Annotated in this window: 10 protein-coding genes; all 10 read left to right on the top strand. The window is 41.6% G+C overall.

Annotated elements, in window-relative coordinates:
• Positions 1-43 precede the first annotated feature (43 nt).
• The 10 genes from kduD (at position 44) to I6L44_RS10375 (ending at position 12,451) form a co-directional block, all read left to right on the top strand.
• Positions 44-799 carry a 2-dehydro-3-deoxy-D-gluconate 5-dehydrogenase KduD gene (kduD, locus tag I6L44_RS10420; RefSeq protein ID WP_213393752.1) on the top strand — a complete coding sequence of 252 codons (756 nt, stop codon included), beginning with the start codon at positions 44-46 and terminating at the stop codon, positions 797-799.
• Positions 800-814: 15 nt separating this feature from the next.
• Positions 815-1,861: a glycoside hydrolase family 105 protein gene (locus tag I6L44_RS10415; protein ID WP_216951760.1), complete on the top strand. Its 1,047-nt coding sequence runs from the start codon at positions 815-817 to the stop codon at positions 1,859-1,861.
• Between the two features lie 180 nt (positions 1,862-2,041).
• A complete protein-coding gene (locus tag I6L44_RS10410; protein ID WP_216951759.1) occupies positions 2,042-3,277 on the top strand; it encodes an anaerobic sulfatase maturase in 1,236 nt (411 codons plus the stop codon).
• Between the two features lie 97 nt (positions 3,278-3,374).
• On the top strand, positions 3,375-4,847 hold the full coding sequence (locus I6L44_RS10405) for a DUF2264 domain-containing protein (protein ID WP_216951758.1): 1,473 nt from the start codon (positions 3,375-3,377) through the stop codon (positions 4,845-4,847).
• A 254-nt stretch (positions 4,848-5,101) separates the two neighbouring features.
• Positions 5,102-6,055 carry a sugar kinase gene (locus I6L44_RS10400; RefSeq protein ID WP_216951757.1) on the top strand — a complete coding sequence of 318 codons (954 nt, stop codon included), beginning with the start codon at positions 5,102-5,104 and terminating at the stop codon, positions 6,053-6,055.
• On the top strand, positions 6,052-6,693 hold the full coding sequence (locus I6L44_RS10395) for a bifunctional 4-hydroxy-2-oxoglutarate aldolase/2-dehydro-3-deoxy-phosphogluconate aldolase (RefSeq protein WP_254204212.1): 642 nt from the start codon (positions 6,052-6,054) through the stop codon (positions 6,691-6,693). Before I6L44_RS10400 ends, I6L44_RS10395 begins: the two co-directional genes overlap by 4 nt.
• Positions 6,690-7,286, top strand: coding sequence for a DJ-1/PfpI family protein (locus I6L44_RS10390; RefSeq protein WP_216951756.1), 597 nt, complete (start codon positions 6,690-6,692; stop codon positions 7,284-7,286). Before I6L44_RS10395 ends, I6L44_RS10390 begins: the two co-directional genes overlap by 4 nt.
• 324 nt (positions 7,287-7,610) lie before the next feature.
• On the top strand, positions 7,611-9,164 hold the full coding sequence (locus I6L44_RS10385; protein WP_216954427.1) for a sulfatase-like hydrolase/transferase: 1,554 nt from the start codon (positions 7,611-7,613) through the stop codon (positions 9,162-9,164).
• A gap of 40 nt (positions 9,165-9,204) precedes the next feature.
• The gene (locus I6L44_RS10380) at positions 9,205-9,924 is read left to right on the top strand and encodes an oligogalacturonate-specific porin KdgM family protein (protein WP_101150273.1); all 720 of its coding nucleotides are present in this window, start codon (positions 9,205-9,207) and stop codon (positions 9,922-9,924) included.
• 70 nt (positions 9,925-9,994) lie between these two features.
• The gene (locus I6L44_RS10375) at positions 9,995-12,451 is read left to right on the top strand and encodes a polysaccharide lyase 8 family protein (RefSeq protein WP_216951755.1); all 2,457 of its coding nucleotides are present in this window, start codon (positions 9,995-9,997) and stop codon (positions 12,449-12,451) included.
• The last annotated feature ends 127 nt before the right edge of the window (positions 12,452-12,578 follow it).

Below are 12,578 nucleotides of genomic sequence, written 5' to 3'. Positions count from 1 at the left end.
GGTTGCTTGACGCAAGCCAATCCGCCTTGTCGCAGGAAGAAATATGAACATGTTTGATCTCATGGGTAAAGTCGCTATGGTGACCGGCTGTAATACCGGTCTTGGACAGGGCATGGCATTGGGTCTTGCGCAGGCTGGGGCTGATATCGTTGGTGTCGGTTACGAACCTGCTGCTGAGACACAGGCAGCCATTGAAGCAATGGGCCGGAAATTTCACTACATCACAGCAAATTTGATGCAACAGGACTTGCTGGGTGCAATTGTCTCAGAAGCTGTCGAAGTAATGGGTGGTGTAGATATTCTAGTGAATAATGCTGGTATTATTCGCCGTCAGGATATTCTCGAGTTTACAAATAAGGATTGGGATGACGTGATTAATATCAACCAAAAGACGGTATTTTTCTTGTCACAGGCGGTAGCCAAGCAATTTGTTAAACAAGGTCGGGGTGGCAAGATCATCAATATTGCCTCAATGCTCTCGTTCCAGGGCGGTGTGAGAGTTCCTTCCTATACAGCCAGTAAGTCTGCGGTAATGGGTCTGACGAGAGCTCTGGCCACTGAACTTGCTCATCACGGCATTAATGTTAATGCCATTGCGCCAGGCTATATGGCAACAGATAACACAGCTGCTTTACGTGCAGACGAGGCTCGTAACAACGCAATATTGGAACGGATCCCAGCGAATCGTTGGGGTGCACCATCTGATCTGGCTGGCCCTGCGGTATTCTTGGCATCTGCTGCCAGTGACTATGTGAACGGCTACACATTGGCCGTTGATGGCGGCTGGCTGGCTCGTTGATAAGGAGAGCTGACTATGTCATCAGTAGCTAGAGCTGAGGTGCTGGCAGCGATGAAGCGTGTATATCGCTATCAAGCGGCCCATCAGACCCGTAGTGTGATTCGTCGTAGTGGCAAGGTTCGATTTATTAAAGATACAGATTGGGAGCGGGGGGTATTTTGGTCTTGTGTTGCGAATGCATGGCAAGCAACGGATGACACGGAGTACCTGGACGGGGTGATGAACTACACCCTGCATACCGGCTTTCGGGCCGGCCCCAACCCACGATTTGCTGATGATCACGTGTGCTGCCAGGCCTACCTGGATGTCTATCCATTGGTCAACCAGATTGAAGCGCTGGAGCCGACCATCAAGGCCCTCGATTTGATGCTGGAGTCACCTGCTCCTGGCCGTCAGGATTGGTGGTGGTGTGACTCTTTATTTATGGCCCCCCCCGTGTTTGCTGGGCTCTCCCAACTGACAGGTGATCACAAGTATCTGGATTATATGGAGCCTGCATTTTGGGATGCGGTGGATCATTTATTTGATCCACAAACCGGCCTTTTCTTTCGTGATCATCGCTATATCCCTGATGGAAAAGGGGGGGAGTTGCGTGAAGCAAATGGAGAGCTGGTTTTCTGGAGTCGAGGGGTGGGTTGGGTACTGGCCAGTATCCCTCGCTTGCTAGCACGAATGCCTGATGACCATCCCTCACGGGAACGTTACTTGACACTGTTTTGCGGCTTGGCCAAGACAATATGTCGTTATCAACAGCCGGATGGATTTTGGCGTACCAGTTTGCTTGATCCGGAGCATTTCCCCGCTCCAGAAAGCAGTGCAACGTCATTGTTTTGTTATGGTTTGGCCTGGGGGATCAATCAGGGGATTCTGGCTCGTGATGAGTACCTCCCATCTGTACTTTCATCCTGGCAAGCATTACTCGGTTGCATTCATGAAAATGGCATGATGGGTTGGGTGCAGTTGCCTGCATTTAATCCCCGTGATGTTCAGCGAGACCATAATATTGACTATGGTGCCGGCGTATTTTTGCTTGCTGCCACAGAGGTGATGCAACTCGTATAGTGTCGTGGCGTACATAAGTCGCAATGATATGAAAACCCAGTTCAGTTGGCTGGGTTTTTTCTTTTATGTGTTTTCATTTTCTTTTTGCCCGTTGTGTTAATTGTGAGTCGACACAACAAATACTTTCATATGGTTTCGTATACTACGGTTACAGCTTCAATTTTTAAAGTATCGGTATCAATGAGCATTATTCAAAAGAGTCAAACAGCATTTCATATGATGGCGAAGCCAACAGGCTATCGCTGTAATCTCAAGTGTGAGTACTGTTTTTATCTGGAGAAAGAACACACCATTCATCAGGATAGTCCCACTGCATCACAGACTATGTCAGATGCGACCCTGAAGCGTTACATCCGGGAATATATCCGCTCTCAACATAGCCAGCAGATAGACTTCTCATGGCAGGGGGGAGAACCGACTCTCGCAGGCTTGGATTTTTATCGCAATGTGGTTGCGTATCAACAGCAATATGCGGATGGAAAGCATATTACCAACAGCTTTCAAACCAATGCGATCGGGATTAATCGCCAATGGGCCGATTTTTTTGCCAAGCATAATTTCTTGGTTGGTGTGTCAGTAGATGGACTACAAAGTGTGCACGACGCATATCGTGTTTCAGTGAATGGTAACCCAACATTTGAGCGGGTACAGCATGCGATAGAATTACTGACGGAGTTTGGCGTAGAGTTTAACACCCTGACTGTAATTAATGATAAAAATTGGGATAAGGGGCGTGACACCTATCTTGCGCTGAAAAAACTGGGGGCAAATTTCATGCAATTTATTCCTTTGGTTGAGTTGTCACCTGCTAGTCAGGCTGATAATAATGGCCATTATACACCTATGCCAAATCCAAAATTAATGGATTTCTCTGTGCCTGCACATGGATATGGTCGCTTTATGAATGATGTATTTGATGAGTGGTGTAGGGCTGATATTGGTAAAGTTTTTATTCGCATATTTGACAGTATATTAGCTGTATGGATGGGATATCCCGCTTCTCTATGCATTCACTCAAAAGAGTGTGGGCAGGCAATCGTCATTGAGGCCAATGGTGATCTTTATTCTTGTGATCATTATGTATATCCGGCCAACAAACTGGGCAATATCCATCTACATTCACTTGTCAGTATGGCTACGGGCAAGATGCAAAAAAGATTTGGTACCGCAAAGTCACAGAAATTGACCGAGCAATGCAAGCGATGTGAGGTCTATTCACTTTGTTATGGTGGATGTCCAAAACATCGAGTGTTATCGATATCCGGAGAGCGGTATCGTCATAATTATCTCTGCACATCATATCGCAAAATATTTGATCATACTGCTCCCAAAATGCAGATGATGGCTGAGGAGATACAAAATGGTGGAATTGCAGCGAATGTTATGCATAGGCATTGGGTAATGCTAGAGACATAATTAAAGCATTGCTTTACCTCAGCATTGATAATATGAGTATACATAATATTTTATCTGTTAGATAGCCATGTAATTATTTGAATATGAGAAGGTTTAAATGACTGACATTAAAATAACTAAACGACCAATTGTCCCGTATGAAAATCCGGACTGGGCCATGTATTTTCATCTTTTTCAAGAAAACTTACTAAGATTTTTTCACAAAAAACGTTCATATACACACAATGATAATCATATAGCAAAGGTTTTCTCGATACCTCAGGCTGGATTAAAATATCAGTGTAATGAGTTAGTAAAATATGTGGCTGAGGCGTTTGATCATTATGCTGTTTGGGATTATACCCATGCTTATTATCCCGGACGACCAAGCCAGCAGAGTGCTCGAACTGATGCCATGGAGGGGGCTAGTCGGTTGTTACCTACTTTGGCTGCCTGGTTATATTCAAAGGGGCCAAATGAAAGCAATTTAGCCTTGGCTGATGGTCGGCAGTTATCGCCGGCAGATATCATTCATGCAGCTTTTCTTGCTGGAACAGACCCCAATCACCCAGGCTTTTGGGGAGTGATGCATGACTGCGATCAACGTATCTGTGAAAGTGCGGATTTAGCATTGACTCTATGGTTGAGCAGGGAACATGTTTGGATAAGATTTAATCATGATGAACAAGCTAGAATAGTAGCTTGGTTTAGTCAGGTAAATACATTAATTACTGTTGATAATAATTGGCATTTATTTCCACTGACCGTTCAGTTTGTCCTGAAATCGTTAGCTGGTGTGGATCATGTAGACCATGATAAATACGAAAGGATTAAAGAGTTTCATGTTGGCGCTGGGTGGTTTCGCGATGGTGCATTAGGTAACTATGACTATTATAATGCGTGGGGTTTTCATTACTCATTTTATTGGCTAGACCAAATCCTTCCTGATTTTGACCCTGAGTTTATTCGTGGCACTCTAGCTGAATTTGTTGCTTCCTATCGTTATTTTTTCACTACGCAGGGATTACCCTTTTTTGGCCGTAGTGCTTGCTATCGACTAGCTGCAGCAGCCCCTCTGATTGCAGCTGCAGATCACGGCATCTTGCCACCAGGTGAAGTGAAGCATGCTTTTAGTTCTTCGCTTTCTTATTTTATTTCGAATGGGGCATTGGAAGCAGGCCTTCCAACCCAAGGAGTATTTGGGTGTGATGATAGGTTAATAGATAACTACAGTGGCCCAGCAAGTAGCCTCTGGTCTTTGCGGGCCTTGAATATGGCTCTCTATTGCGGGGATCGAAGTGGTCTCTGGGAGGCGAAACCATTACCACTACCGGTCGAGCAAGGTGATTTTACTCTTGCGATACCTGCTATTGGACTCCAGCTGCAGGGTGTAAGGGAAACAAATGAAGTGGTTGCGCTGTTTCGTTTTGATTATACCGCGCAGCAGAGTCCTTTGACGCGACGTTTGGAGCAGCAACGCTGGTGGAATCGTTGTAAAGAATGGGTCATAGGAAGGGCAGAAAGACCGAAAAACAATCTGCTTCGAAAGGGAGTTACCTGTTACACCTCAAAAATGTTTCATTTTTTCTAGTGTAACTTACGATTCTTTTTTATTTTATGTGATCAAGATCTTTGTGATTGTCATTTCATTTCGTTATTCTTCCATTGTAGTTTAAATCGAAACTATTGGGGCATGATGTGTTCCAGTGCCAGTAAGATACTTGCAACATGGAACGTGTTTGCTCGTTGCAAACTTATGAACTGGGTATGCGGGAATGCGTCAACTCTTTCACTGATAGTGAATGGTGACTCATATGTACCTTACGATTAAGGTGAATAACTCAAATGGATAAACAACCTGATGGTATCGCGCTTCTCGGTGAGTGCATGGTTGAATTGAGCGGACCTGCATTCGGCATTCAGCAGCAAGCGTTTGGGGGCGATACCCTGAATACCGCTATTTATCTCTCTAGATTATTACCAGATCTATTTCCTCGTTATGTTACTGTACTGGGCCATGATCATTACAGCAATGGTATGTTGGAACGTTGGAAAGAAGAGCAGATAGATTGCTCTATGATATTGCGAGATCAGAAGCGGCTTCCTGGCCTGTATGCCATCGAGATAGATAAGCAGGGGGAGCGTTGTTTCCATTATTGGCGTAATGAATCTGCAGCACGTTTTCTCTGTCAGCATGAGAAATTTACATCATGTATGGATAAACTACATAGTTTAGAGTTGCTTTACCTCTCTGGGATCAGTATCGCTATTTTACCTGAAGAGGATAAGGAGATATTGATTTTGGCTTTACAGTCACTTAAAGCCGCTGGTGTCACGATTGTATTTGACTCAAATTATCGTCCTCGTCTCTGGAATAATCATGCTCATGCGGCAATGTGGATTAATCGGTTATATCAACTGTGTGATATTGCGTTGGTAACTGCAGATGATGAAAGTTTGCTGCTGGATGAACCTCAGAGTTCAGAGATGATTATTGAGCGTTTGCACCATCTTGGTGTTAGCCAAGTTATTATCAAATTGGGTAAAGAAGGTGCTATGTGGTCCGTACTGAATGTTGGCTGTGGATTGAGTCGAGGTGAACAGGTCCAGAATGTGATCGATACGACAGCTGCTGGTGATTCGTTTAACGCGGGGTTTTTGGCTGCTCGACATCATAAGCTATCGGTAGCGGAGTGTTGCCGATGGGGTAACAAGGTCGCTGCAGAAGTTATACAGCATCGAGGCGCCATCATTGGCCGCCACTATATTGAGACGTTAACGAAGGAGTTGAAATCATGATGAGCAGGTGGCAAGAGCGGTTGGGGAAATTAAAAGTAGCCCCAGTGATTCAGATCGACAATGCCATGGATGCAGCCATGTTGGGTTCAACTTTGGTTGAAAATGGTTTGCCTGCTGCCGAGATCACCTTTCGCACTCCAGCAGCAGCAGAAGCTATTCGTCAAATAAAGGCAACAATCCCTGATATTATTCTTTGCGCTGGAACAGTATTGACACGGGAGCAAGCGGATCAAGCTATTAGTGCCGGTGCTGACTTTGTGATCAGTCCCGGATTGAATCCAAATATTGTTAAATACTGTCAGGATGCAGAGATCGGGATTATTCCAGGTGTAAATAATCCTAGCCAAATAGAACAGGGGTTGGAGCTGGGACTTCAACTATTGAAATTCTTTCCCGCAGAAGCCTCTGGTGGTGTAGCTATGCTGAAGTCGCTGGCAGGACCATATCCCCAAGTTAGATTTATGCCTACCGGAGGAATTAACTTGAGTAATTTGCTGAGCTATCTGGCATTGCCGCAAGTATTAGCCTGCGGTGGTACTTGGATTGCCACTCCGTCAGCTATTAATGGTCATGATTGGGACTCTATTGGTCTTAATGTGAAAAATACTATCAGTTTGATTTCTAAGGGTTCCGTATGAATGGTTTTAAACATGTGGCGGTGCTATTGGCTGATGGATTCGAAGAGGCTGAAGCGGTCGTATTTATCGATATAATGCGAAGGCTGGATATTAAAGTAGATGTACTCTCATGCATGGCAATAACAAAAATATCAACATATTTCGGTACCAGAATTGAGGCTGATGCTCTTCTGGATGAAAGGGTAGATTTTCTGTATGACGCCATTATGATGCCTGGTGGCCCCAAAGGAACCGACAATCTTTTTGGTTCTTTATATGTTCACAAGTTCATTACAAATCATATTGCTAACAATAAATTAATTTGTGCGCTTTGTTCTTCAGGTGCAAAGGTTCTTGCTGCACATAACTTGTTACAACATCATCAATATACCTGTGGCAGCGGATTGGAGAAGAAGTTTTCTGATGGTGCATATGTTGATAAAAAAGTTGTTGTGGATGGGCAGTTCATCACAGGCAAGGGCCTCGGTGTCAGTTTTGAATTTGCATTTACTGTTGCCCATCACTTATTAAGTGACAATCAAGCTAAGGTAGATTGGCAAGCACAACATATCTATTTTGAACATTGGCCGCTGTCTGAATTGGATAATGGTTAGTTTTGGCAAGGTGCTGATGGTTTATTGGGAATGTAAAAGTCATCTCTTCGGGGATGATTTTTTACATCTATTCTCACTTCACTTCACTTCACTTCACTTCACTTCACTTCACTTCACTTCACTTCACTTCACTTCACTTCACTTCACTTCACTTCACCTGATCTGCCACTGTCTTTTTTTGAAATAAAAAGCACACACTCGAGCTTTCATTTTGTTTGTGTGATCTTGGGCACTATGCCTTTTCTTTCTTTTTGTTATCATTCAACTGTTGGCAAGAGTTGAAAGCAAAGGTATCGAAATTCTCTATCATTTCTGGAGTGAAACATGTCCATCTCTCGGCGTGATTTGCTGAAGGGACTAGCGGCAACCGGCGCGGTCGCTATGACTTCATCAATTTCAGGGTGTCAAACATCACTAAGTGGAGGCGCATCCACTGGGCGTATCAATGGAAAAACAAATCTATTAGTTGTATTTCCAGATGAGATGAGAGCTCATGCTCTTGGATTTATGGGGCAAGACCCATCATATACCCCTAATATAAATAGATTTGCGAAAGAGAGTGTTGTTCTTCGGCAAGCTGTATCCAATTTTCCGCTTTGTACCCCATTTCGTGGTATGTTGATGACGGGGCAATATCCATATCGTAATGGTATACAAGGTAACAGCCATACTGGTATGCCTGGCCAGTTTGGCGGAAAAGACTTTGGTATTGAATTGAAAAAAGGCTCGGTGACTTGGTCAGATATTCTGAGCCAGCAAGGCTACTCAATGGGGTATATTGGTAAATGGCACCTCGATGCCCCCAGTGCGCCTTTTATTCCAAGTTATAATAACCCAATGGAGGGACGTTATTGGAATGATTGGACGGCACCGGATCGTCGACATGGTTTTGATTTTTGGTATTCATATGGTACGTATGATAAGCATATGTCACCTATGTATTGGGCCAATAATACTCCTCGTGATAATCCGATAAAAGTAAATCAGTGGAGTCCTGAACATGAGGCCGATATTGCGATAAAATATCTCCGTAATGAAAATGGGTCTTATCGCGATAAAGATAAGCCATTTGCACTTGTAGTATCAATGAATCCCCCCCACTCCCCATACGATGAGATACCCAAAAAATATCTAGATAAGTTTGATGGGAAGACATCGAAAGAATTGAATAGTAGGCCAAATGTTCAATGGAATAAAGAGTATCTAGAAGGATATGGTCCCCAGTATTTCAAAGAATACATGGCTATGGTTCATGGTGTTGATGAACAATTCGGAAGAATATTGGATGAGTTGGATAGCCTAGGGTTGAAAAATGATACATTAGTTGTATTTTTTTCAGATCACGGTAGTTGTATGGGTTCAAATGGTGAACCGACAAAAAATGTTCATTATGAGGAATCGATGAGGATTCCAATGATTTTTAGGTTGCCAGGGAAACTAAAACCAAAACAAGATGACTTACTTTTTTCTGCTCCTGACATATATCCAACAATATTCGGGTTACTCGATTTTGAAGCATTAATACCCGATACGGTAGAAGGGAATAATTATGTTAAAACCCTGAGGGGGGAAGCTGGTGATGTTGTGCCGACATCACAGTTTTATACTTTCATGCCATATGGTGCGCAATCATATGGCCGACGTGGAATTAGAACTGAACGCTATACGATGGTTATCGATCGGAAGATAGGTAAGTCGTTGACATATATTTTGCATGATAATCATAACGATCCTTATCAATTGCATAATATTGCTAGTAATAACATGGATTTGATTAATCAATTAACAGAAAACGAACTAATCCCATGGTTAGAGCATACTGGTGATCCATGGCGTCCAACAGAGGTGCCTGTTGGCGTATTGAAAACATATTCATAACATATTGTAAAAATAATAATTGGAAACAGGAGTTATTTAAATGAAAGGCTATGTCAAATTTTTACCTATTGCTTTGCTTTCTCTTTCGATTAGTCAGGCATGGGCAAATGATTATAAGACAACGGTGGAATATCGTCATGGTTATGCTGATGGCTCGAAAAAACATGACGATAGGTTTAAGGTTTATGTTGATACGGGGAAAAATATAGGATTTGAGCTTGATGCTCGATATGGTAACAGTAATCCATCCCAAGTTTTTGATTCTACATATCTTGACGGCTCTGAGTTATGTGCATTTTATTATAAAGCTTTAAATAAAAATTTGACGGGCTTGGTTGGCTCTTCATTCGATGTATCATCAAATGGTGCTGTTCATATTCCATTTGTAAGGTTGAATTATAGCTTCGATAATGGTTTTAGAGTTCAAGGTCGTTATAAATGGAAGTTTTGGGATTATGAAACGATAAATCCAGTCACAAATTATGGGTATCGTTCTAAAATACAAGAATTTGATGCATGGGTTGGTTATAAATATAATGATTTTGACTTTGAATATCAGCTCGATTTGTTTAAGCAAATGGCGAGTGGTGCAATGCCAGAATTTAATGGGAAGGAGTATGATACTCAGCATAATATTAAAGTTAGTTATGCAATAGATAAAAATTGGAAACCATTTTTTGAGGTTGGCAATCTTAGAGAAGATCGTTATTCAGATAACCGGCAAACTCGCTATCGTATTGGTATAAAATATACATGGTAAGGTGATTAATATGCATAAATAAAGCTGGTGGTTAATTTCTTCAGCTTTATTTTTAATTGAAAGGAGTAAGATGATGGGTTCTATAAAAAAAATTGCACTGCTTACATTTTTTATGAGTAATCTAACCGCAGCTCATGAGTTGGCACCGGATTATAAGGTTTTGGCTGATAAATGGACTGAGGCCATTATTGGTGTGTCAGGTCAAGAGTATGATAGCTATCAACTTGGCATGATCAATAAAGTTAATCAGGATGCAGTAAAGTACCTCAATTCCTTGATTGTAACTGATACTAGGAATTCGCTTTGGAGCGATCTTCCATTCGATTATGCTAATGGTGGCAAGGTTGTTGGCCCGAATATTAGAGCATCAATGCTCAGATTGCTCACTATGGCAAAGGCATATCACTTCCCAGGTGAATTACAAGGAAATAGTATTTTGCTATCAAGCATTATCAGTTCCTTGGATTATTTGGTTAAGGAACACTATAAAGTTGGAGCGTTGGAATATGGCAACTGGTGGGATTGGGAGATTGGTATACCAAAAACGACAAATGATATATTGACCTTGATTTATCCTGATCTTACATCTGAACAAATTAAAAATTATACAGAGGCCAGTAGATATTTTTCGCCATTGCCAGACCGGAATGGTGTTAGTGAAGGGGCTAGCGCTTCCAGCAATCCTGTTAATCGTGAAGCTACAGGTGGCAACCGTACTGATATGGTACAAATTGTACTTGTGCGTGGAATAATTTCGGAAAGAGAAGACGAGATTAAAAACGCACTAAATGTATTACCTCAAGTTCTGGATCCTGTAACAACGGATGATGGATTTTATCATGATGGATCCTTTATCCAGCATGGTGATATTCCATACACTGGTACTTATGGTAATGTTTTACTTGAAGGTGTTGGTAAGGTGATGAATCTAATGGCTAATTCAAAATGGCCTGCAGACGATCCAAAGCTATTAAGAGTGTATAATATTCTGTATAAAAGTTTTTTCCCTTTTATGTATTCTGGACAAATGCTGGATATGCAAAATGGTCGAGCTATTGCCAGAGGTGAGCGGCAAAATCATGTAGAAGGTCATGCAGTTTTGGCATCTATGTTTAGATTCATTGATGCAGCAACCATAAATGATAGAAATAAAATATCAGAATTTATAAAAGGGCAAATCATTTCAGATAATACAAAGGGTTTTTTGCAAGGGCAGCAAGATTTCGTTATTTATAATAAAGCAAAAAAATTAATTGAAGATACAAGCATACATCCTGTAGTTCAATCTCCTCAGGCATCTTATTTTCCAGACATGGACCGATTTGTTTATCAAGGAAACGGTTATACTTTTGCCTTGGCATTGCATTCTGCCAGAGTCGGAAATTTTGAGTGTATGAATAATGAGAATAGAAAAGGTTGGTTTACTGGTGATGGTGCGACCTATCTATATAATGCAGATCTTCTGCAATATACTGACTATTGGCCTTTGATTAACCCATACCGGGTTTCTGGTACTACCATTGATTTAACCGAATCGTTGGGTGATTGCACAAATAATAATAAAGTCGCATCGAGAGTTGGTAAAAACAAGCAGGTTAATATGCAGAGAGTTGGTGGTGCTGCATACAAAACATTAGCTGCTATTGGTGCTGACTTCCATAATCATAATGATAGTATCAGTGCATTGAAGTCTTGGTTTGTTCTTAATAACAAAATTATAGCTGTTGGCTCAGATATTCGCAGCAATGAGAATGTCGAGATGGGAACGATAATTGACAGTAGGAAATTAAATGCAAATGGAACTAATAAAGTAGAGGTAAATGGTGTTTCTATTTCGCCTGATGTAAAGGAAGAGTATAACAATGTAACTTCATTTCTTGTTGAAGGGAATGTTCATGGGGCTAATGTAGGTTATTGGTTCCCGAAAGGGACAGACATTGTAATGGAGAAAAAACGCGTCTCTGCTAATTGGTCGGATATAGGTACAACAAAAAAAGCGGTCAATGGGTATACGTTAGCGTCATTTATTCCACAGGACGAGCATGTGTCTGGCTACCAGTATGTTATTTTAAATGGAGTCAATAGCCATGAGTTAAATGAGTATGCCAATAATCCAGATATTAGAGTGACTCGCTCAGATAATAAAGCACATATTGTAGAGGATACCAATGGGGAAAACATATTAGCCAATTTGTGGGGTAATGATGAGGTTTCTGTTGGAGGTCTTAAAATATCATCTCCAGTATCTATTATATTAAATAAAGACTTTGATACATTGACACTAAGCCTTAGTGATCCAACAAGAACATTAACACAAGTTGAATTAATCACAGATGCTAACTTTAATGTTAAAGTTGATCCGGAAGGACGAATTAGTGTTAAAGGTGATGCTGTGACTGTTAATCTTGAGTCGTTAAGCGGAAGCACTTACCATTTTGCACTTGAGCGTGATAATAGTACCTATATTGACAGCTATCGAAGTGATGATAAGAGTGGTGGTGCAACCGTCGATGCTCTCACCAAGTAGTTCCTTGGCATATTTGGATTATGGAGTATGCACTAGGAACAATTAGTTATGTGAGTGTAAATGGATCTTGATTTATGTAGAGAGCCACCCTTTGGGTGGCTCTTTTTATTGTGATTTATCCAGCTGA

The sequence above is a fragment of the Aeromonas sp. FDAARGOS 1414 genome, from assembly GCF_019047065.1.
Taxonomy (GTDB): domain Bacteria; phylum Pseudomonadota; class Gammaproteobacteria; order Enterobacterales; family Aeromonadaceae; genus Aeromonas; species Aeromonas veronii_A.
The sequence above is the reverse complement of the archived record's forward strand: the minus strand, read 5'-3'. Positions and strand labels throughout refer to the sequence as shown.